Origin of the sequence: Mesorhizobium sp. M7A.F.Ca.MR.148.00.0.0 (assembly GCF_003997735.1) — a bacterium.
In the GTDB taxonomy this organism is placed as follows: Bacteria; Pseudomonadota; Alphaproteobacteria; order Rhizobiales; family Rhizobiaceae; genus Mesorhizobium.
This window is the reverse complement of record NZ_RZTB01000001.1, coordinates 147842-168360: the sequence shown is the minus strand read 5'-3', so window position 1 is coordinate 168360 and position 20519 is coordinate 147842. Positions and strand designations below refer to the sequence as shown.

21 protein-coding genes are annotated in these 20519 nt (G+C 62.2%); 10 read left to right on the top strand and 11 right to left on the bottom strand.

Annotation, left to right across the window (positions count from 1 at the left end; genetic code table 11):
* The first annotated feature begins 6 nt into the window (after window positions 1-6).
* From rnr to EOB49_RS00860, 8 genes are all read left to right on the top strand, one after another.
* The gene (rnr, locus tag EOB49_RS00895) at window positions 7-2325 is read left to right on the top strand and encodes a ribonuclease R (protein ID WP_127379869.1); all 2319 of its coding nucleotides are present in this window, start codon (window positions 7-9) and stop codon (window positions 2323-2325) included.
* Between the two features lie 11 nt (window positions 2326-2336).
* Window positions 2337-2771: a DUF983 domain-containing protein gene (locus EOB49_RS00890; protein ID WP_206526076.1), complete on the top strand. Its 435-nt coding sequence runs from the start codon at window positions 2337-2339 to the stop codon at window positions 2769-2771.
* A gap of 86 nt (window positions 2772-2857) precedes the next feature.
* The gene (locus EOB49_RS00885) at window positions 2858-3598 is read left to right on the top strand and encodes an NUDIX domain-containing protein (RefSeq protein WP_127379867.1); all 741 of its coding nucleotides are present in this window, start codon (window positions 2858-2860) and stop codon (window positions 3596-3598) included.
* An 89-nt stretch (window positions 3599-3687) separates the two neighbouring features.
* On the top strand, window positions 3688-4866 hold the full coding sequence (locus tag EOB49_RS00880; RefSeq protein ID WP_023810543.1) for an MFS transporter: 1179 nt from the start codon (window positions 3688-3690) through the stop codon (window positions 4864-4866).
* Between the two features lie 110 nt (window positions 4867-4976).
* Window positions 4977-5435 (top strand): hypothetical protein, encoded by a 459-nt coding sequence (locus EOB49_RS00875; protein ID WP_127379866.1) that lies wholly within the window; start codon window positions 4977-4979, stop codon window positions 5433-5435.
* A gap of 153 nt (window positions 5436-5588) precedes the next feature.
* Window positions 5589-5756 (top strand): 50S ribosomal protein L33, encoded by a 168-nt coding sequence (gene rpmG / locus EOB49_RS00870; RefSeq protein ID WP_006201775.1) that lies wholly within the window; start codon window positions 5589-5591, stop codon window positions 5754-5756.
* 170 nt (window positions 5757-5926) lie between these two features.
* Window positions 5927-6184 (top strand): hypothetical protein, encoded by a 258-nt coding sequence (locus EOB49_RS00865; RefSeq protein ID WP_127379865.1) that lies wholly within the window; start codon window positions 5927-5929, stop codon window positions 6182-6184.
* Between the two features lie 156 nt (window positions 6185-6340).
* Entirely contained in the window at window positions 6341-6550 is a 210-nt protein-coding gene (locus EOB49_RS00860) for a hypothetical protein (protein ID WP_127271560.1), read from the top strand.
* A 312-nt stretch (window positions 6551-6862) separates the two neighbouring features.
* On the opposite strand, the gene ugpC is transcribed toward EOB49_RS00860, so the two are convergent.
* The 9 genes from ugpC to EOB49_RS00810 all read right to left on the bottom strand — a co-directional run bounded on the left by ugpC (window position 6863) and on the right by EOB49_RS00810 (window position 17022).
* Window positions 6863-7924 (bottom strand): sn-glycerol-3-phosphate ABC transporter ATP-binding protein UgpC, encoded by a 1062-nt coding sequence (gene ugpC, locus EOB49_RS00855; RefSeq protein ID WP_127320355.1) that lies wholly within the window; start codon window positions 7922-7924, stop codon window positions 6863-6865.
* 4 nt (window positions 7925-7928) lie between these two features.
* Window positions 7929-8777: a carbohydrate ABC transporter permease gene (locus EOB49_RS00850; protein WP_127320353.1), complete on the bottom strand. Its 849-nt coding sequence runs from the start codon at window positions 8775-8777 to the stop codon at window positions 7929-7931.
* Window positions 8777-9700, bottom strand: a complete 924-nt coding sequence (locus tag EOB49_RS00845) for a sugar ABC transporter permease (protein ID WP_127320351.1) — start codon at window positions 9698-9700, stop codon at window positions 8777-8779. The genes EOB49_RS00850 and EOB49_RS00845 overlap by 1 nt, the downstream gene beginning before the upstream one ends.
* 183 nt (window positions 9701-9883) lie before the next feature.
* Window positions 9884-11161 carry a sugar ABC transporter substrate-binding protein gene (locus EOB49_RS00840; RefSeq protein WP_127270754.1) on the bottom strand — a complete coding sequence of 426 codons (1278 nt, stop codon included), beginning with the start codon at window positions 11159-11161 and terminating at the stop codon, window positions 9884-9886.
* Between the two features lie 29 nt (window positions 11162-11190).
* Window positions 11191-12378 (bottom strand): PLP-dependent transferase, encoded by a 1188-nt coding sequence (locus EOB49_RS00835; protein WP_127320349.1) that lies wholly within the window; start codon window positions 12376-12378, stop codon window positions 11191-11193.
* Complete coding sequence (locus EOB49_RS00830; protein WP_127320347.1) at window positions 12375-13109, bottom strand: FadR/GntR family transcriptional regulator; 735 nt, start codon at window positions 13107-13109, stop codon at window positions 12375-12377. Before EOB49_RS00830 ends, EOB49_RS00835 begins: the two co-directional genes overlap by 4 nt.
* Window positions 13110-13248: 139 nt before the next feature.
* Window positions 13249-14721: an FAD-dependent monooxygenase gene (locus tag EOB49_RS00825; RefSeq protein ID WP_127379864.1), complete on the bottom strand. Its 1473-nt coding sequence runs from the start codon at window positions 14719-14721 to the stop codon at window positions 13249-13251.
* 522 nt (window positions 14722-15243) lie between these two features.
* On the bottom strand, window positions 15244-16617 hold the full coding sequence (locus tag EOB49_RS00815) for a PleD family two-component system response regulator (RefSeq protein ID WP_127379863.1): 1374 nt from the start codon (window positions 16615-16617) through the stop codon (window positions 15244-15246).
* 33 nt (window positions 16618-16650) lie between these two features.
* Window positions 16651-17022, bottom strand: coding sequence for a response regulator (locus EOB49_RS00810; protein ID WP_013531932.1), 372 nt, complete (start codon window positions 17020-17022; stop codon window positions 16651-16653).
* A gap of 246 nt (window positions 17023-17268) precedes the next feature.
* Between EOB49_RS00810 and EOB49_RS00805 the strand changes: the two genes are divergently transcribed.
* Both EOB49_RS00805 and EOB49_RS00800 read left to right on the top strand, forming a co-directional pair.
* A complete protein-coding gene (locus EOB49_RS00805) occupies window positions 17269-17568 on the top strand; it encodes a DUF3572 domain-containing protein (RefSeq protein ID WP_024503583.1) in 300 nt (99 codons plus the stop codon).
* Complete coding sequence (locus tag EOB49_RS00800; protein ID WP_127379862.1) at window positions 17565-18218, top strand: hypothetical protein; 654 nt, start codon at window positions 17565-17567, stop codon at window positions 18216-18218. Before EOB49_RS00805 ends, EOB49_RS00800 begins: the two co-directional genes overlap by 4 nt.
* A gap of 16 nt (window positions 18219-18234) precedes the next feature.
* On the opposite strand, the gene EOB49_RS00795 is transcribed toward EOB49_RS00800, so the two are convergent.
* Together EOB49_RS00795 and EOB49_RS00790 are read right to left on the bottom strand one after the other, a co-directional pair.
* Complete coding sequence (locus EOB49_RS00795) at window positions 18235-19758, bottom strand: hypothetical protein (RefSeq protein WP_127379861.1); 1524 nt, start codon at window positions 19756-19758, stop codon at window positions 18235-18237.
* Between the two features lie 171 nt (window positions 19759-19929).
* Window positions 19930-20505: a GNAT family N-acetyltransferase gene (locus EOB49_RS00790; protein ID WP_127379860.1), complete on the bottom strand. Its 576-nt coding sequence runs from the start codon at window positions 20503-20505 to the stop codon at window positions 19930-19932.
* Window positions 20506-20519 lie beyond the last annotated feature (14 nt).

Genomic DNA, 20519 nt, shown 5'->3' with positions numbered 1-20519 from the left:
GACAGCGTGGCGCGCAAGATCACCGGCAGAACCCACGGCGATCCGCGCACCGCCGACACCAGGGCCAAGGTCAAGGACGACTACCGGCCCTCGCGTGACGAAATCCTGCGCTACATCGCCGAAAATCCCGATCGCGCCGGCAAACGCGACATCGCCAAGGCGTTCGCACTGCGCGGCGACGACCGCATCTGGCTGAAGGATATTTTGCGCGACTTGCAGGACGAAGGCGTCCTCACCAAGGACCGCAAGGGGCTGGCTCGCGTCGGTGCCCTGCCCCATGTCACCGTCCTCGATATTTTCGACCGCGATGCCGATGGCGTGCTCTTGGCCCGTCCTACCGAACACACGGCCAATGGGCCGCCGCCCATCGTTTCCATCCGCCTGTCGCGCAGTGGCAGTGGACCGGCGCCCGGCATTGGCGACCGCGTGCTGGCCAAGACCTTTCCGGCCGACGACACGAACGTCGCCCTGGGCGGCCCCGCCTACACCGGGCGGGTGGTGAAGATTTTCGAAAAACGTACCGATGCCGTGCTCGGTGTCTTTCGCATCTTGCAGGACGGCACCTTCCGCATCGAGCCAGTGGAACGGCGCCAGCCCGAACTGATCGTCGACAAGGAATTCCAGAACGGCGCCAAGAACGGTGATCTGGTGGAGGTCGAGCCGGCGCGGGCTTCCCGCTATGGGCTGCCGAGGGCCAAGGTGCTTAACGTGCTGGGCTCTCTGACCAGTGAAAAGGCGGTCTCTATGATCGCCATCCACGCGCACGACATTCCGCATATCTTCCCGGCCGACGTCATCGCAGAATCCGAAGCGGTCAAACCGGCGACGTTGGATCACCGCGAGGATTGGCGCGACCTGCCGCTGATCACCATTGATCCGGCCGACGCCAAGGACCATGACGACGCCGTCTTCGCCACGCCGGATCTCGACGAGAAGAACCCCGGCGGCGTGGTTGCCACTGTCGCAATCGCCGACGTCGCCGCCTATGTGCGCTACGGCACGGCGCTCGACCGCGAAGCATTGAAGCGCGGCAATTCGGTGTATTTCCCGGATCGCGTCGTGCCGATGCTGCCCGAGCGCATCTCCAACGATCTCTGCTCGCTGCGGGAGGGCCAGGACCGTCCGGCGCTCGCCGTGCGCATGGTTTTTTCAGCCGAGGGCCGCAAGCTCAGGCACTCCTTCCATCGCGTCATGATGAAGTCGGCGGCAAAGCTCGCCTACCAACAGGCTCAGGCGGCAATCGACGGCGCGCCGGACGACAAGACAGGTCCGATCCTCGAAACCGTGCTGAAGCCACTGTGGGACGCCTATGCGATCCTGAAGCGCGGCCGCGACGGCCGCCAGCCGCTCGAACTCGACCTGCCCGAGCGCAAGATCGTGCTCAAGCCGGACGGCACCGTCGATTGCGTCATCGTGCCGGACCGGCTCGATGCCCACAAGCTCATCGAAGAATTCATGATCCAGGCCAATGTCGCAGCGGCCGAAACGCTCGAGGCGAAGAAACAGGAATTGGTCTATCGCGTCCATGACGCGCCATCACTGGCCAAACAGGAATCGCTGCGCGAGTTCCTGCAGACATTGGGCCTGTCACTCGCGCGCGGCGCGCAGATGCAGCCAAGCCAGTTCAACGGCATTTTGGAGCGCGTGCGCGGCGCCGACAATGAAGGCCTGGTCAACGAAGTGGTTCTGCGCTCGCAGAGCCAAGCCGAATACTCGCCAAAGAACATCGGCCATTTCGGTCTCAACCTCCGCCGCTACGCGCATTTCACCTCGCCGATCCGCCGCTATGCCGATTTAATCGTGCATCGCGGACTTATTGCCGCACTCGGATTGGGTCCCGGCGGGCTGACGCAGGACGAAGCGGTACGGCTCGAAGATGTCGCCGTGCTGATCTCCGGCACGGAACGCCGCGCAATGGCGGCCGAGCGGGACACGGTCGACCGTCTGATCGCCGCCTACCTTGCCGAACGCGTCGACGACCGGTTCGATGCCCGCATCTCCGGCGTCACCAAGTCAGGACTATTTGTCCAATTGCCGCAGTACGGCGCGGATGGTTTCATCCCGGTGTCAACTCTGGGCGGCGATTACTATATATACGATGAAACGGCCCGCTCCCTGTTCGGAGAACGCTCGGGCAAAGGTTATCAGCTCGCGGACCGTGTCGAGGTCCGACTCATCGAGGTGGCGCCGATGGCCGGGGCGATGCGCTTCGAGATGTTGACCGACCCAAAGCCTCTGCCGGGCTCCAAGCGGTCGTTTCACAAGGCCAAGGGCCGCGCCCGCGCGTCGCAATCGCGACCGGGTTCGCGCGGCAGGAGACGATGATGACAACAGCCATGGAAGAACAGGTTTTCGGCGGAGAACATCACTCGGGCCGGACCGCGCGCCCGCTGTGGACGGCGATGAAGCGCGGCCTGCTCGGCCGCTGCCCGCATTGCGGCGAAGGCAAGCTGTTTCGCGCTTTCACCAAGACCGTCGACACATGCAGTGTCTGCGGCGAGGAATTGCATCACCACCGGGCCGACGACCTGCCCGCCTATCTGGTCATCGTCATCGTCGGCCATGTCGTGCTGGGCGCCTTCATGGGCGTTGAGGCCACGTCGACGCTGTCCACATGGCAGCACATCGCCATCTGGGTTCCGCTGACCATCCTTTTGTCGGTTGCGTTGCTGCAGCCGATCAAGGGTGCCGTCATCGGACTGCAATGGGCCTTCTATATGCACGGCTTCGGCGGCGAGCACGACCTGATCGAGCCGCATCCCGGAGCCTAGGCCGCAGCCAAGAATGCTGCCTGGCGCAACATATCGACTGTGAAAGGCCACTTTCGCTTGCCAGAAGTTTCCGCTAGGTCCTGCGCATGGACGGTATGACCAAGGCGGAAGTCGACAGGATCGAGCGGAGCATGATCGCTCGTAGCGACCGACCAATTCGCCCGCGCGACGCGGCAACCCTCATCCTGCTCGACCGCAAGGACGATAACGTGCTGGTTCTGATGGGTCGCCGTCATGCAGGCCACGCCTTCATGCCGGGCAAGTTCGTCTTTCCCGGCGGCCGCACCGATCCGGCCGATAGCCGCATACCGGTCGTCGCCGCATTGCACCCGGAGCAGGAAGCCAGGCTGATCGCCGGACCGGGCCGCACAAGCGCCGGACGAGCCCGCGCCATCGCCCTGTCCGCCATCCGCGAAACCTATGAGGAAGCCGGGCTGCTGATCGGCCGCAAGGGTGCTTTCGCAACCCCCAGGCCCGATTGGCAAGGCTTTGCCGAACACGGCGTGCAACCCTCTCTCGACATGCTGCGCTTCGTTGCGCGCGCCATCACGCCGCCCAACCGGGTGCGCCGCTTCGACACCCGCTTTTTCAGCGCCTGGCGTGACGACGTCGCCGTCGAACTGCCCGGTGGCGGTCCCACCAACGAGCTCGAAGAGCTGGTCTGGCTGCCGCTCGCCAAGGCCAGGGAAGCCGACATACCCGACATCACCCGAATGATCCTGGACGAGCTGGAAAAGCGCCTCGCCCATGATCCACTGTTGCGTCCAGGCGGACCCGTGCCCTTCTACCGGCTTGTCCGCAGCCGCTTCACCCGCGAACTTCTCTAGAGCAATTCCAGGAAAAGTGTGACGCGGTTTTCCCGGGAAAAGCGCTCAGCACTTTCCTTAGATCAAACAGGCAGAGTATTCAGCATCCCATGACGGTCGATACCCAACCACAGGGCGACGAACGCGTACACTGGCTGCCGATGGTGGCGGCGATCTCGTCGATCAGCGTCGTCGGCATCGCCATCGGCCTCGGCATGCCGCTGCTCAGCGTCATCCTTGAAACGCGCGGCCATTCGGCTTCGATGATCGGCCTCAACACCGCCGTTGCCGGCCTCGCCTCGATCGCCGGTGCGCCGCTGGCTACTCCGCTCGCCATGCGGTTCGGCGTTGCCTGGACCATGATCGCCATGATCGCCGCCGGCGCGCTGGCCTTTGTCGGCTTTCATTTCGCACCCGATTTCTGGATGTGGTTTCCACTGCGCATCGTGCTGCACATCGCGCTGACGGTGCTGTTCATCCTGTCCGAATTCTGGATCAGCACCTCGGCGCCGCCGCACCGACGCGGCCTTGTGCTGGGCATTTACGCCACTGTCCTGTCGCTCGGCTTTGCCGCCGGACCGTGGCTGTTCGCCCATCTCGGCAGTTCCGGCTTCAGGCCGTTCGGCGTCATCATCGCCTTGGTGACGCTGGCGGCGATACCCGTGCTGGCAGCACGCAACGAGAGCCCCTCGATCGCCTCGGATGGCGAAACGAGCAATTTCCTGCGCTACATCTGGCTGGTGCCGTCGGCGACCGCAGCCGTGCTGGTGTTCGGCGCGGTGGAAACCGGCGGCTTTGCGCTGTTCCCGATCTATGGCAGCCGCATCGGCTATTCCGAGGCCGATGCGGCCCTTCTGCTGACCATGATCGGCCTCGGCAATGTGTTGTTGCAGATCCCGATCGGCATGATCAGCGACCGCGTCAGCGATCGCCGCTACCTGCTGATTGCCTGCGCCACGGTCGGTCTTATCGGCACCGTCTTCATGCCCTTCTTCGCCCAGAATTGGCATTTGATGGCCGCGCTTCTGTTCGTCTGGGGCGGCGTCGTCGCTGCCATGTACACGATCGGCCTTGCCCATCTCGGCTCGCAGCTTTCCGGCCATGAACTGGCGTCGGCCAACGCCGCCTTCGTGCTGTGCTACGGTGTCGGCATGGTGCTCGGCCCGCAGGCGATCGGCATCGGCATGGATGCGTTCGGCCCGTCCGGCTTCGGCTGGTCGCTCGGCCTGTTCTTCGCCGCCTATATCGCTTTGGTCGCCGTCAGGTTGGTTCGCAAGATCCTGCTGTAGCGCAACTGCCGCCAGCCCTGCATTTGGCGCGCACGGTGGCAGGCTGCTGACAGAACCGTGTCAGGAGCACAGGGCTAAAAGAGTGTCCCAAAACACTTGAGGACACTTCCATGATCGACAGCGGCTTTGAAACCACATCGCTACGAATGACACTGCTTCTGCTCGTGACCTTCCAGGCTCCGGCCGCCGACGTCGACCGCATCATGGATGCTGTGGTGGCGATTGCGCCGCTGGCCATGGGCAAATATGACCGCAATGCCTATCAGTCGGCGCACGGCATCGAACGCTACAGGCCGCTTGACGGTGCGGCCGCCGGTGCCGAAACCGAATTGCGGCGGCGGCCCGGCACGGTCGAGGTTTCCTTCGAACTGCCGGACGATCAGGTGCTGGCCGCCCGCGTCGTCGAGGCGATTTTCCAGGCCCATTCCTACCAGGAACCGGTGATCCGCATTCAACCGATTCTCGCCAGCCGTTCCAAGGGACTGGACGACCGCGCCAATCCGAATCGCTGGTGGAACACGACCGGAGACTGGAAGAAGGTTGCGTCACCGGCGACAGCAACCGCATGATTTCCGTTCACCAGCAGGCTCAGGCGGGTCGCACTAGGCTTGCCGGGCTTGACTTTCCGGGCGCGTTCTTTATGTGTCGCGCCAAGTTTCCCGCGTCCGGGTGTTTCCCCGTGCTCCAGCGGCCAAAACCCCACGAACAAACGGACTGATATCATGGCCAAAGCCGCAAACATCAAGATCAAGCTTCTGTCGACCGCCGACACCGGTTTCTTCTACGTGACCAGCAAGAACAGCCGCACCAAGACCGACAAGCTGTCGTTCCGCAAGTACGACCCGGTCGCCAAGAAGCACGTCGAATTCAAGGAAACCAAGATCAAGTAATCTGGTTTCCCGCTGCAATGCCGAAACGCCGCCCAATGGGCGGCGTTTTTCGTTTGTAACCAGTTGATTTCGTTGCACGTGAGCAGAGACTGCAGCCAAAAGGATTGACCTTCGCCAAGGTTGCGGCACCCTTCGCCGTGGGTTGGGTGTCATGAACAAGGCGCCTATGGATGTCGAAGAAGGTGAAAGCTGCAATCATTGCAGCCCTTGTCGCTCTGGTTGCTGGCTTCGCCGTCAGCAACGGGCTGATAAGCCAGCAGACGGCCGATGAGATCAAGGCCAGGACTGACCAGGTTCTGAGTGAGGAAGAGGCCGCACCGCCTGCACCTCAGCCTGACAGTCCCGCCGCGCCTTCCACAGAACCCCCACCGCAGGCTCCGACCCCTCCCGCCGCCGTACCCGCGCAAGGATCACAACAGGGTCAATGAAGGAGCCCCGCCAGTATTGGCTCCTCTCGTGCGATCGTGCCACCTTGAGTGTATCGTTTTAATACAATCGGCGATTGGTAGACTTGCACCACGGATAGGCAGTTAGTTTCAGCGTCAGGCAAAAAGGGGGGAAATGCCTCGCACTGGGAGAAAACGATGTCCGTACAAAAAGGCGACTTTCGAACCAACAGAGCCGACTACGTGATTGCCGCGATGCATGGCGGAGTGACCGCCGACGACAGCGTTCGAGACGAGAACCTGGCAAGGAGAAAGAAGTCCCTGTGGCTGAAGGAGCGGCGATCGGCCAAGTCGGCTGAGAACCCGTTGGACAGTTCGCCGCTGTCCAAAAGAAGCCCTCGCGGTTAGCGGTCTACAATCCTCTTCCGCGATCACACCATATCCGCACACAACCCACTCGCCCATATTGCAGCCGCCGCCGTCGGTGTTGACTAACTCCGACGGCGGCCTAATTCGCGGCGAAACGACCTCCGTTCTTTTGAGAAGACGGCGGGACTAAGGTCTTGCGCTGTAGACGCAAAGGTCCGAGTGGTCCTGTTAGGTTCCGGAAATGTCTGTTGGACGTTCCGCTATTTTATCCAATTGAAATGTAGCGTTACCTGTATTTCCCGCCCGACATCGGCGCCTCATACGGCTGCCCGCCGCCCGGCTGAGTCCCCCTCAGCCGATGCGATCACCGCTTTTCAGATCGAACAGATGCAATTGGTCTGGTTCGACAACCAACCTCACCTCGTCGCCGGGCTTCACGCCGGCACGGCCCATGGCAAAGACGCAAAGCTGCTGGCTGGCCAGCTTGACGTAGAACTGCGTCGAAAGGCCGAGAGGCTCGACCACACCCACCTCCCCCTTCAACGCGCCCTCATCCGCCAACTTGATATGCTCGGGCCGCAGACCGACGGTGATGGCGTCACCGTCCGTCAGCGGCAGGCCTTCCGGCAAGCGCAGCACCTGGCCATCGGCCAGTACGGCCTCACCACCGTTGCGAACCATCGCCGGCAGGAAATTCATGCCGGGGGAACCGATGAAACCGGCGACGAACATGTTGGCCGGCCGATCATAGAGATCGAGCGGTGCGCCGACCTGCTGGATCAACCCGTCATGCATGACGACGATCCGGTCGGCCATGGTCATCGCCTCGATCTGGTCATGCGTGACATAAACCGATGTCGTCTTCAGCTGCTGATGCAGCGCCTTGATCTCGGCGCGCATATGGACGCGCAGCTTGGCGTCGAGGTTCGACAGCGGCTCGTCGAACAGGAAAACCTTGGGATCGCGCACTATGGCACGCCCCATGGCGACGCGCTGGCGCTGACCGCCGGACAATTGCCGCGGCAGGCGCTGCAGGAAAGTGTCGAGCCCGAGCCGCTTGGCGGCGCCGTCCACCCTGGCGTCGATCGTCGTTTTCTCCGCCTTCTTCAGGAGCAGGCTGAAGCCCATGTTCTTCGACACGTCCATATGCGGATAGAGCGCGTAGGACTGGAACACCATGGCGATGTCGCGGTCCTTGGGTGCCACGTCGTTGACCAGCCGCTCGCCGATGCGGATCTCGCCGCCGGAAGCCTCCTCCAGCCCGGCGATCATGCGCAAAAGCGTGGACTTGCCGCAGCCTGACGGCCCGACCAGGACGACGAACTCGCCGTCGGCGATTTCAAGGTCGACCGCGTGCAGGACGCGGACGGCGCCATAGTCCTTGCGGACCTTTTCGAGCGTAACAGAGGCCATCGATCTATCCTTTGACGGCGCCGGCGGTCAGGCCGGTGACGAGATAGCGTTGCAGGAAGGCGAAGAAGATACAGACCGGGATCAGCGCCAGGATGGACGCCGCCATCATCTGTCCCCAGTCGACGGCGAACTTGCCGATGAAGGTGAGCAAGCCGACGGCAAAGGTCTTCTGGTCGTCGCTGGAAATCAGCATCAGCGCAAACAGAAGCTCGCTCCAGGCGGCGGTGAAGACGAAGCCGAGCGTGGCGCCCATGCCGGGCAGCGTCAGCGGCACGATCACCTTGCGCATGGCCTGCGCGCGGGTGCAGCCGTCGATCATCGCGGCCTCTTCCAAATCCTTGGGGATGCCGTCGAAGAACGACTGCATCAGGAAGGTGGCAAAGGCCGTGTTGAAGGCGGTGTAGATGATGATCAGCCCGGTCAGGCTGTTGATAAGGCCGATCTGCCCCATCACGCGGTAGATCGGCGGAATGACCATCACCAGCGGAAAAGTCTGGGTGAGCAGCAACATCAGCGCCAGGGCTGCCTTGCCGCGAAAGGTGAAGCGCGACATGGCATAGCCGGCGAGCGTGGCGATGATCGTCACCAGTGCCGCCGTCGAGACCGAGACGATGACGCTGTTGAGGAAATAGCGCGGAAAATCGGTCGTCTCGAGCACGGTGACGAAGTTCTGCAGCGTCATGTGCGACGGCCAGAAGGTGATGCCTTCGGAATAGAGCAGCCGCTCCGGCGTGACCGAGATCTTCAGCGTCCAGTAGATCGGGAACAGGGCAAAGATCACATAGGCCGCGATTGCCGCGTAGAGGCCGATGCCGCCGAAGAAGCGCTGCGAGGCTGTGCGTCCTGCGATCATCAGACGTGCCTCACCAGCGTGCGGCGGATGCCGATCAGGGCGATCGCATAGGCGATGAGCAGGATCAGCAACAGCACTGCCACCGCCGAGGCATAGCCCTTGTCCAGCGATTTGAAGGCGCTGACATAGATGTAGACCGGCACCGTGTTGGTCGAGCCGGCCGGTCCGCCCTCCGTCATGACGAAGATCAGGTCGGCGAAGGTGGCGATCCAGATGGTGCGCAACATCACGGTGATGGCGATGGTCGGCGCCAGGAACGGCAGCGTCACCTTGGTGAAGCGCTGCCAGGGCGAGGCTCCATCGATAGCCGCTGCCTCATGCAGTTCCGATGGAATGGATTTCAGTGCCGCCAAGAGGGTGATGGCAAAGAACGGAATGCCGAACCAGATATTGGCGACGATCGGTCCCCACATGGCGGTAGAGGGATCGGACAGCACATTGGTCGGCTCGGCTTTCAGCCCCAACGCAAACAGCCAGTGCGGCAGCGGGCCGATGATCGGATTGAACAGCCAGGCCCAGGTCAGGCCTGACAGGAAGGACGGCACCGCCCAAGGCAGGAAGACCAGGGCTTGTACTGCCTTGCGGCCGGGAAACGGCTTGTCGAGCAGGAGCGCCAGGCCAAGGCCGAGGAAGAACTGGAAGAAAAGGCTGGCGACGGTCCACCACAACGTGTTGACCAGCGCCTGCCCCAGCACCTGATCCGACAGCATCGCCTGATACTGCCCGAGCCCGACATATTCGGACTTGAACGCTGAGAACTTGCGGAAGGAGTAGCTGATGCCGATGACCAGCGGCACCAAAAGCACCACGACCAGCAGGATGATCGCCGGGCTGAGATAGAGCCATGGCTCGATGGCGGCGTGGGATAGCCGCTTGCGACGCGGCTTGCCGGCGGATCGTATTTCGGACACGGCGTAGGTCATTGGCTGAGGATCGGCTCCCTGGAGCGGCGTCTGGAACAGCGTCCTTCTCCCCGTTCACGGGGAGGAGATGCCGGCAGGCAGATGAGGGGCAGCGCGAATCAATCGAGGCATAGCGCCGCCCCTCATCCGACCCTATCGGGCCACCTTCTCCCCGTAGAACGGGGAGAAGGAAAAAAGAGGCGCTTACTTCTTGTTCTTCGCCAGCCAGTCCTGCTGTTCCTTGGTCAGGAAGGCAGCCCATTGGTCGGCGACGTCCTTGGCCGTCTTCTGGCCAAGCAGCACTTCCTGAAAATTCTTGATCGCCACCTGGTCGACGAAATTGCCGAGGTTCTCCAGATGCGTCGGCGGGGTGACCATTTCATATTTGGAGCTGTCGCTGAGCTCCGTGAACCAGCCCTTGAACTGCTCCGTCTTGAAATGGGGATCCTGGTCCGCACCGTTGTGGATCGGGACGACGCCGACTTCCTTGGCCCATTCCAGATTGTCCTTCGGCGACAGAAGCGTCGCCATCAGCTTCCAGGCGTCGTCCTTGTGCTGCGAGTTGGCAAACATCGCCCAGCCGGCATAGCCCAGCGTCGGATAGGATTTGCCGCTCGGTCCGACCGGCAAAGGCGCCACGGCGAAATCGTCCGCGCTCATCTTGTCGGCGATGCCGAGCAGCGCGTCCGGATCCTGGTTGAGCATGGCACAGGTGCCGGAATAGAAGCCGGTGACCGTTTCGTTGAAACCCCAACTCACCGCATCCTTCGGCGCCAGTCCGTCCTTGTACATGTCGGCCAGCATCTGCAGGCCCTTGACCGAGCCTTCTTCGTTGATCGTCGAAGTGCCGTCCTCGTTGAAGTAGCCGCCCTTGCCGGCGGCGATGTTCATGAACATGTGCATGCCGTTGAAGGCGCCCGGCCCGCCGCGCAGGCAGTAGCCGTACTTCCCCGGGAGCGCGGAAATCTTCTTGGAATCGGCGATGAAATCGTCGAGCGTCGCCGGCGGTCCGTCGAGGCCGGCCTCCTTGAACAGCTTCTTGTTCCAGAACAGCGCGTTCACATAGTAGCCGTAGGGGATCATGAACTGGGTGTTGTTGACGGTCGAGCCGAACTGCTTGGCGCGGTCGCCCAGCGTCTTGGCATCATCCCATTTGGCCATATACGGTCCGAGATCCTCGAGCTGGGCATTGTTGGCATAGAGGCCCATCCAGCGTTCCGGCATTTCGACGATGTCGGGCGTATCGCCGGCCTGCACCATGGTCAGAAATTTCTCGAACGCCTGGCCCCAGGGCAGCGAGATAAGCTCGACCTTGATGCCCGGATTGGCTGTTTCGAATTCGGCGATCTGCTTCTTCAGGAATTCGGTGCGCGGCGGGCTGGTGATGACTTCGACCATTTTCAGGGTCGAGTCGGCCACGGCATTTCCGGCGGAAATCGCCAGCCCCGCAACGGTGGCCAGCATGACGGTCAGTTTTTTCATGTTCAAGACTCCCATTTTGAACCCGCTTGTTATTTTCTGGCTTTTTCGAAGGCCTGGGCGACGTCAGCCCACAGGTCTTCGACACTCTCCAATCCGACATTGAAGCGGATGGTTCGGGGGCTGACGCCGAAGCGCGCCATCGAATTCAGGCCCGGCGTCTGCTCCAGCGACGCCTTGGCCGGTACGACCAGGCTTTCATGCCCGCCCCAGCTGACGCCGATGCGGAAATATTTCAGCGCGTCGACGAAGACGGGGATGTCGATATCGTCCGTCACCTCGAAGGAGAACAGACCGGCATAGCCGGCCAGCGTCGCCTTGCCCGGGTGGTTCGAATAGATGGGGTGGTTGACCCGCTCGACACTGGCATGCGCCTTCAGCCGTTCGGCGATGGTCAGGCCGCTCTTCATGTGGTGCGGCAGGCGCAGCGGCAGCGTGCGCAGGCCGCGCAGCAACAGCCACGCCTCGAACGGTGACAGCTTGCCGCCGAGATAGGAATAGGTCTGCTCGTTGATGTGCTTGATATGAGCGGCCGAACCCGCCACGACGCCCGCGACGGTGTCGCTGTGGCCGCCAAGGTATTTCGAGGCCGAATGCAGAACCAGGTCGACACCATGCGTGATCGGCTTCTGGAAGACCGGCGTCGCCCAGGAATTGTCGATGGTGGTGACGATGCCCTGTTCCTTGGCCAACCGCGCCAGATGCGCGATGTCCTGCAACTCGAACATCATCGAGGTCGGGCTTTCCAGATAAAGCAGCTTGGCGCCGGGAAGTGCCGCCGCGACCGCATCCGGGTCGGAGCCGTCGACATAGTCGACCTTGATGTTAAGCCGCGGCAACAGCCGCTCGAACAAACGATAGGCATCGCCATAGCAATTGCGCACCGCCACGATGCGCTCGCCTGCCCCAACGAATGCAAGCACCGTGGCGCTGATCGCCGCCATGCCACTGGAAAAGCCGCGCGCTGCTTCTGCGCCTTCGAGCGCGGCGACACGTGCCTCGAACTCCATCACCGTCGGATTGTCGCCACGCGAATAGATCGGCTGCTTTCGTTTGCCGGCAAAGGTATCGGCCATCTCGGCATAGCTGGCGAAGGTGAACAGCGAGGTCTGGTAGATCGGCGGCACCACCGCACCGCCGGGGAACGGTTCGTCATGCGCCAAGAGTGTCGCCGCCTCGGCGAGATAGTCGTGATCGAAACCGGATGGATGCTCGTTCATGTGTGGCTCGAAAGTTTGAGTTTGGCGGCACCGCGCTTGAGATCGTCCTCGACGGTGGCGATCAGCTTGAGCGCCTCGGCGCGAGCGCCCTGCGGGTCGCGCGCGGCAATGTATTCGTAGATGGTGCGATGGTAAGGAAAGCTGGCGTGGCCGAAATCGCGCACGCCGAGCGGATGCTCCCAGAAGCGGTGGAACAATTCGTACATGGCGGCGATGATCTGCTCGAACAGCGGATTACCCGAAGCCCGGTAGATCGCCTGGTGGAACTCCCAATCCTCTTCCGACGACATGCCGTCGCGCGTGCGGAACGCCTGCTCCATGATGTCGAGCTTGCGTGCGATCTCGGCGATGTCGGCCTGGCTGGCGCGTTCGGCGCAAAGGGCTGCGGCTTCCGCCTCCAGCGCGCGGCGGATCTCCATCGTCTGCATCAGACTGGTGAAATCATTGCCGCCCGCCAGCGTCAGCGGCATGTGCAGCATATCGTGTGAAACAGCCGCCTTGAGATAGGTGCCGCTGCCCTGCCGGCGCTCGACGAGGCCGAGCCCTTCCCAGCGTGTCAGTGCCTCGCGCACGGTGTTGCGGCTGACCTTCAGCCGCTCGGCCAGAATGCGTTCGGTTGGAAGCCGCTCGCCCGGCTGCAAGGCCTCGGCGCGAACAAAGCCCACCAACGCCTTCAGCACGGCGTCGTCGCGCGCCGTGGTCTGAATGGGTGGCAGGCTGTTCTGGTCCACAATTCCTCCCAGTGGTCCAATGGTCCAACCAATTTCTGCACACAAGGAAGCTCCTGTCAACCAACTGTCAAGAGCACTGTGGGAGGGAGGGACGCAATACTCTCAAGGCGATCGCGCGGTCGCACTTCGATCGTGTCTGCTAACCTGCGGTGGCAGGCGGCCCGAACCAGGTGGTCAGCGCGTCCACCAGGCCCTGTTGGGTTCCCGCCCCGGCCCAAGCCACATAACCATCGGGCCGGATCAAGACCGCGTCGGGCGAAACGACCGTCCCGAGAGCCGGGAGGTCCCAGATACCGGCGTAACCGGTGTCGATCTGCCGGACCCGATCAGCCCAGGGCGCGATGTCCAGCCTGCCGGGCTCACCGAGGTTGAGCAGCACGGGCCGCGCGTCGTGCAGCAAGGTGAAGACCCGCAACAGTCCGCCGGCGGTGGTCAGATCGAGATCGGGTATTCGCCGCCCAAGCAGTGGATGCCCCTCGCCAAGGTCGTAATGAACACCCAAACCAGACATCTCCGCGGCGATTTTCTTGCGAGCTTCATCCATGCCGAGCAACTCGGCAACGGTATCGGCCAAGGCCTTGCTGCGGTCATCCGTGCGGCGAAGCGCAACCTGCGCCATCGTGTTGCGCAACACGCGGGCGGCGACCGGATGACGCTCGGCGTGATAGCTGTCGAGCAGGCTTTGCGGCGATGTCCCCTTGATGATTTGGGCCAGCTTCCATCCAAGGTTCACCGCATCCTGCACGCCGATGTTGAGGCCCTGTCCGCCCATCGGCGGATGGATGTGCGCGGCATCACCCGCCAGCAGCACGCGCCTGTCGCGATATGCGGTGGCCTGGCGCGTCATGTCGGTGAAGCGGGAGAGCCAGGTCGGGCTGTGGACCCCGAAGTCGGTGCCGTAGATCACAGTCAGCGCCTCGCTGAGCTCACGCAGGGTCGGTTCGCCGCGCGCCTCCAGGCGGGGCTCCGTCAGCACGACGCCAACCTTCTTGCCGCCCTCGATCCTACCCAGGGCATGAATTCCGGAGGCGTTGCTGCGGAAGCCCCATGCCGGTTCTTCCGACATTTCGACCTCGGCAATCATCCAGCTCATCGTCGGATCCCATCCGGCAAACTCGATACCGGTCGCCTTGCGAATGGTGCTGCGGCCTCCGTCGCACCCGACCAGATATGCGGCCCTCAGGCGGTGACCGGTGGACAGTTCGACATCGACGCCGCTGTCGTCCTGGGTAAACCCCGCAACCTCGTGTTCACGATAGATCGGCACCTTCAACTCGCCGACCCAGTCGGCCAGGATGCGCTCGATGTGGTTTTGCCGCAGTGCCAGCAGATAATTGTGGCGCGTGGGAAAATCGCTGATGCCTAACCGGATCATGTGGAAGCCCACGGACGGCGATATCTGTCCCTGTGAAAGAAACCGATCCACAATTCCGCGCTGGTCGAGCACCTCAAGAGTGCGCGCATGCAGGCCGCCTGCGCGCAATCCTGCCAATTTCTGATCCGGTCGCCTTTCGAAAATGGCAACGTCCACGCCTGCCAGCGCCAGTTCGCCTGCCAGCATCAATCCCGTCGGACCACCCCCGGCGATCACAACCGCATGATCTGAAATCATTATCATAACTCCCGTTTTCCGCACCCTGGCTTGGGTCGCGGTTTTACGGGAGGAGCCGGGTCTTGCCGCAAGCCCCTTGTGCGCCATATCTATGAAATGGAAGGGGGTGCTCTTCCCCTCATCGTTGGCTGCTCTCACAGCGAAGCTGTGTTGGAACGGCTAGAACGGGCGTTCCGATTCACATGCAAAAACGCAGATTCCTCCGTGCTTTAGCACGGAGTTCTGATGTTCTTTTGGAGAGAAGGGGGCCGGTCGGCGTTTGGCAGCGGTACGAGGAGGCCACTATGTGCCAGCGCCGGCCGGCCGACCCCACGGACCCAGGAGATGCGGCGGACCTGAGCATCATGGGGTATTCCCAGGATCGGAGCCGGTTTTCTATCCTCGTGCCGGCTTCGTCTTGGCCTGCACAGTTGCGCAAGAGTTTATGAAAATCAACAGTTTCTTAACCAAGGCTCGCGAATCGCTTGGATTAAGGTAAACGGGTAACCCTGTCGGGTTGACAGGATAATCGGGGCTGGATCGCTACGCCGCCTTGGCGACGACGCGATTTCGGCCGCCGCTTTTGGCTTCGTAGAGCGCGAGATCGGCACGCTTCATCAGCGCCGCCACCGTGTCCACGCCCTTCAGCACCGACGACACGCCGACGCTGACCGTGACTTCGATCGCCTTGCCGTCCTGCCCGATGGCGAAAGCCGCCTGGGCGATTTCGGCGCGAATGCGCTCGGCTACCTTCTCGGCCACCGCGCCCTCGGTGTCCGGCATCACCACGACGAACTCCTCCCCGCCAAAGCGGCAGGCAAGGTCGATACCCCTGACATTCTTGCGCAGCCGTCGTGCGAATTCCCGCAGAACCTCGTCGCCGCCGTCATGACCGTGCGCGTCGTTGATCGCCTTGAAGCGGTCGAGGTCGGTGATCATCACCGACAGCGGCCGGCGCCGCGCCACGGCGCGATCGAACAGCGTCTGCAGGTGGCTGTCCAGATAGCGGCGGTTGTGCAGCCCGGTCAGTCCATCGGTCACCGCCATTTCGATGGTCTGGGTGACGCTGGCGCGCAGTTGGTCGTTGTAACGCTTGCGGCGCACCTGGGTGCGCAGCCTCGCCGTCAACTCCTGCTGGTCGATCGGCCGCATCAGATAATCATTGATGCCGAGTTCGAGGCCGCGGATGATGCGTTCCTCCTCGCCCTCCTCCGCCAACAGGATGATTGGCACGAAACGGGTGCGATCGAGCGAGCGCAACTGCGAACAGAGCCTCAGCGGATCGAAATCGGCGAACGCGGTCGAGATCATCACGCATTCATAGGACGTCTCGGCGGCCTGGAAGAAACCGGCATGCGGATCATGTGTGACGTCGAGATCGGCCCGGTCGCGCAGCATCTTCTGGATGCGCTCGACGGATGATTTGCGCTCGTCGATCAAAAGCACCCTGGGCGTCGTGTCCTCGGATGCGAAATTGCGGCTGAGCAACTCCTCGATGCCGATGTTGCGCGTCGTCGAGGCGCGCAGCCGCAACTCGTCGGTGAGCGACTTCAGGCGAACCAGGCTCTTGACGCGCGTCATAAGCTGCAGGTCGTTGACCGGCTTGGTCAGGAAGTCGTCGGCACCGGCCTCGAGCCCGCGGACGCGGTCGGAGACCTGATCGAGCGCGGTGATCATCACCACCGGAATGTGCGATGTCGCCGGATCGCTCTTCAGCCGCCGACAGACCTCGAAGCCGTCCATGTCCGGCATCATCACGTCGAGCAGCACGACATCGACCTTGCCGTTCTCACAGGTCTCGATCGCATCCGGCCCGTTGGTGGCGGTCAGCACTTCGAAATATTCGGCCAGCAGCCGCACTTCCAGCAGCCGCACATTGGCAGGGATATCGTCGACGACGAGGATCCGCGCAGTCATTTCATAAGGCTCCGGCTCGGCTGAAGGTGCACATCACGCATCGCCCAGATAGGATTTGATGGTTTCGATGAAACGCGGCACCGAGATCGGCTTCGAAATATAAGCCTCGCAGCCGCCCTGGCGGATACGTTCCTCGTCGCCCTTCATGGCGAAGGCGGTCACCGCAATGACCGGGATGACGTGCAGCTCGTCGTCTTCCTTCAGCCATTTGGTCACTTCAAGCCCCGACACTTCAGGCAATTGGATATCCATCAGGATCAGATCCGGCCGGTGCTGGCGCGCCAAATCGAGCGCTTCCAGACCGTTTCGGGTGCGCACGGTCTCGTAACCGCTTGCCTCGATGAGGTCCCGAAAGAGCTTCATATTGAGCTCATTGTCTTCGACGATCATAACCTTCTTCGGCATCGATTTCCCGTCCCGGCTGCCCTTCCGCTTCGAAGGCAACCGTCATGCGCCCATGTCTGAACGCATCAAACCCTGCTTCACTTTACGGCAATATGATTGACGAAACGGAAATCCGCGGCTGGAAAACAGCGCGAATTCCACCTCGTCCCCTGCGCGTCCAAAGGGCGCGCCACGCTCTAATGGCTTGCCGCAAGCAACTCTTGCCATTACTGCGGGAGAGACTCATTCCACACACCGAAGGTAGTGATGGCAAACGCAGCGTCAATGCGCGAAGAAGCGGAATCGATTGCCGTGAAGGCCCTGGGCTTCGTCGCCTCCGATCCGGAGCTTCTGCCGCGCTTTCTGGCAATCACCGGCATAGAGGTCCATTCGATCCGCAAAGCCGCCAGCGAGCCGGGTTTTCTGGCCGGTGTCCTGCAGTTCATCCTCGCCCACGAGCCGACTCTGATGCGCTTTGCCGAGGAAACCGGCACCCCGCCGGCGGCTGTCGGCAAAGCCTTGCGGTCGCTGCCGCTGGGCGACGACAACCACGAGCATTCCATATGAGCGATGATCCGGAAACCGCGCGCCAGATTGAAGAACTGGCAGCCGACGACCGACCCTTGCTTGTCCTCGATGTCGACGATGTCGTGCTCGAATTCATCCGACCGTTTCCGAATTTCCTCAAGGCGCGCGGCTATGGCCTGACGCTGGCCTCGTTCCGGCTGACCGGCAACATCGCAGAGACCGCCAGCGGCCGCCTGATCGAACAGCCCGAAGTCACGGCACTGCTGGCCGATTTCTTTGACGCGCAAGCCGATTGGCAAAACATTACTGACGGCGCGGCAGAAGCCCTGGCAGGGCTTGGCGATCGCGCGGAAATCATCTTGCTGACGGCCATGCCGCACAAACACCGTGCCGTGCGTCGCGTCCATCTCGACGCGCTTGGGCTGAGCTACCCGCTTCTGACCACTGAAATGGCCAAAGGACCGGCAGTGGCCAAGCTTCGCGGCAAGGCCGGCCGACCGGTGGTCTTCGTCGACGATCAGCCGCACAATCTGGCGTCGGTACGGGAATCGGTCGCCGACGCCGAACTGTTCCACCTGATGGCCGACAATTCGCTGCGCGCATTCCTGCCGCCGGTGACGGACGATGTGGTCGTCGTCCAGGACTGGCACGAGGCAGCGCCCAAGATCGCAAGCGCGCTGGGGCTCTGAACTCCAGCTTCAGGGTTCAGTTCGCACCTGCGCCGCCGCTGTCGTCTCCGCTGTCATCGGCGCCGTCACCATCATCCATGCTGTCGTCCACGGCCGGATCGGCGGGCTTCAGCATGACGCCATTGACGGTGACCGAGCCATCGGCCTTGGCATTGACGATCCATTCCAGCCGGCCATCGGGCAGCGTCTTGCCAAAGCCCTTCGCCATGAGAGCGACTGGCACGTATTGGCCAACCTCCGGTTCCGACTTTGCCGCTTCCTGCAGGCCTTCGACAAGCTTGTCGAAGCCGGCGACATCGACGGTTACGCTTCCTTCGGGCTTTTCGCCTGGGAATGTCATCTCGCCTTCCAGCGCGATCTCCGTGTCCTTGTTCTTCACGGTGCTGTGGCCAAGCACGACCTTCGGCATCTTGGCCAAGAAGTCGACTTTAAGCTGCTCGCCGAATTCGGCCGACAGAGGGGGATTCTTATTGAGATCAAAGGCTTCGATCGCCTTCTTCGCCATGCTGTCGAGATCGATATTGGCGCCGCCAAAGTTCAAATCGACATCGGTGGGCAACAACCCCACGCTCCAGCTCGGCAGAAGCTGGGTCGGCACGGTCAGCCCCGATGCCTTGATGCCGTACGTGATCGTGCCGTTCTGGGCGACGCCATCGGTGCCGAACACGGTGCTGAGCTGGGTGGCGCCGAAATTGCCGACCGGGCTTTCCACCGCAAAATCCTTGAAACCGTAGGTCCCGTCGATACGCTGCCAAAGCGGCAAGGCGGCGAGCAGAAGCGATTTGAGCTGCGCCTGGTTGGCCTTCAGCGTCGCCTCGTCCTCGTTGGCCACCGCAAATGCCAGGAGATCGAGCAATGGCTTGGTCCGCACGCCCTTGCCGCTGGCTTCGACCGACAGTTCCGGCGACCTGACGGTGACCGGGAATTTCAACCCGCTCTCCGGATCGTCGAAATTGATCGCTTCGACAAAACTCGACACCTTCTGCGAGGTTGTGAAATCGACGCCCCCGGCCGCCGACTTGGTCGCGGCAACGGTCGCGATGCCGGCGCCCGTGCTGGCTTCCATGTGCTGCTTGGCATCCTTCGATGCCATCGTCATGCCGGCCATCGAGCTGGTGCCGCTGGTGAAGGCCGCCAGATTTGGATCGTAGACGCCCGAACCCTTGCCGTCCTTGATCGAAAACTGAGTGCTTTGCAGCCCCTCGGGTCCGTTGAACTCGAAGGAGGCAGTTTGGGAGAAATCCATGGAGACATCCCAGGACCCGTCGCTGCGCGGCTTGACCATCAGGGCATAGGGCGCGAAGTCGAACTTCAGCAGTTTCTGGTCCGGAAACGATGCGGCAAGTGCCTTGAAATCGAACAGGATCCTGTAAGCGCCACCTTCAAGCGAAACCTTCAAAATGCCTTTGTCGATGGCCTGCTTGCCGACATAGCGGGACAAGTCGTCGGATAATTGCTTCGCACCCTGACTATCGACGGTCTGACCGAACGCAGGCGCGCTCAACGCAAGGAGGAAAACGAATGGCAGGGCACGGTTCACGCGAATTCTCCGTTTGACCTAATGCATGTCGCCCAAAAGTGGTCCCCGTTTGGGAGAACGACATGCATAAACAAAACCCCAAAGCGCATGCGCTTTAGAAGGGACGTCCGTCTGGTATGAAATTACTGCTGCAACCGCAAGGTGAGATCAACAAGCCACGAGCGGACCTCATCAAAGCACCAGCCGCATCAGCGGGCGGCCGGCCTTGCGTTCTACCAGCCGCTCGAAACCCGCCTTCTCGAAGACCCGTGACGAACCGACGAACAGGCCGATCGAGCGCGAATCGCGAGATAGATCCATCGGGCACGCCTCGAGCAGCCGGGCTCCATTCTGGCGGGCGAAATCGATGCCGCCTTCGACGAGGCGATGCGTGATGCCCCTGCCGCGCGCCTTGGCGCGGATGAAGAAGCAGGAGATCGCCCAGACGCCCGGATCCGCGGCGTCGGCAGGATCGACCGGTGCCGAGCCCCTGCCCTGATTGTTCCATTCGGGTACGTCGGCGCGCGGTCCGATCTGCATCCAGCCGACCGCCTGGCCATCGTCGAATGCCAGCAGTCCGGGCGGCGGGCCGGCCTCGATACGCGCCTTGATGTGGTCCTTGTTGCGTTCCCGGCTGCTCTCGCGGCGCATCGCCGGCGCCAGCCGGAAATGCGTGCACCAGCAGCCGTAGCAGGCGCCTTGCTTGCCGAAGAGGTCCTCGAATTCAGCCCAAAGCTCGGGTGCAAGCGGCGCTATGGTCGTGCTCATGCGTTCTCCCCAGG

Coding starts and splice junctions, on each gene's coding strand:
- EOB49_RS00850 (WP_127320353.1), bottom strand. CDS start 8,777: ATGATCGCAGGACGCACAGCCTCGCAGCGCTTCTTCGGCGGCATCGGC.
- EOB49_RS00815 (WP_127379863.1), bottom strand. CDS start 16,617: ATGACTGCGCGGATCCTCGTCGTCGACGATATCCCTGCCAATGTGCGG.
- EOB49_RS00840 (WP_127270754.1), bottom strand. CDS start 11,161: ATGAAAAAACTGACCGTCATGCTGGCCACCGTTGCGGGGCTGGCGATT.
- EOB49_RS00835 (WP_127320349.1), bottom strand. CDS start 12,378: ATGAACGAGCATCCATCCGGTTTCGATCACGACTATCTCGCCGAGGCG.
- EOB49_RS00860 (WP_127271560.1), top strand. CDS start 6,341: ATGTCCGTACAAAAAGGCGACTTTCGAACCAACAGAGCCGACTACGTG.
- EOB49_RS00890 (WP_206526076.1), top strand. CDS start 2,337: ATGGAAGAACAGGTTTTCGGCGGAGAACATCACTCGGGCCGGACCGCG.
- EOB49_RS00885 (WP_127379867.1), top strand. CDS start 2,858: ATGGACGGTATGACCAAGGCGGAAGTCGACAGGATCGAGCGGAGCATG.
- EOB49_RS00865 (WP_127379865.1), top strand. CDS start 5,927: ATGTCGAAGAAGGTGAAAGCTGCAATCATTGCAGCCCTTGTCGCTCTG.
- EOB49_RS00810 (WP_013531932.1), bottom strand. CDS start 17,022: ATGCCGAAGAAGGTTATGATCGTCGAAGACAATGAGCTCAATATGAAG.
- EOB49_RS00845 (WP_127320351.1), bottom strand. CDS start 9,700: ATGACCTACGCCGTGTCCGAAATACGATCCGCCGGCAAGCCGCGTCGC.
- EOB49_RS00875 (WP_127379866.1), top strand. CDS start 4,977: ATGATCGACAGCGGCTTTGAAACCACATCGCTACGAATGACACTGCTT.
- EOB49_RS00825 (WP_127379864.1), bottom strand. CDS start 14,721: ATGATTTCAGATCATGCGGTTGTGATCGCCGGGGGTGGTCCGACGGGA.
- EOB49_RS00880 (WP_023810543.1), top strand. CDS start 3,688: ATGACGGTCGATACCCAACCACAGGGCGACGAACGCGTACACTGGCTG.
- rpmG (WP_006201775.1), top strand. CDS start 5,589: ATGGCCAAAGCCGCAAACATCAAGATCAAGCTTCTGTCGACCGCCGAC.
- EOB49_RS00790 (WP_127379860.1), bottom strand. CDS start 20,505: ATGAGCACGACCATAGCGCCGCTTGCACCCGAGCTTTGGGCTGAATTC.
- ugpC (WP_127320355.1), bottom strand. CDS start 7,924: ATGGCCTCTGTTACGCTCGAAAAGGTCCGCAAGGACTATGGCGCCGTC.
- EOB49_RS00805 (WP_024503583.1), top strand. CDS start 17,269: ATGGCAAACGCAGCGTCAATGCGCGAAGAAGCGGAATCGATTGCCGTG.
- EOB49_RS00800 (WP_127379862.1), top strand. CDS start 17,565: ATGAGCGATGATCCGGAAACCGCGCGCCAGATTGAAGAACTGGCAGCC.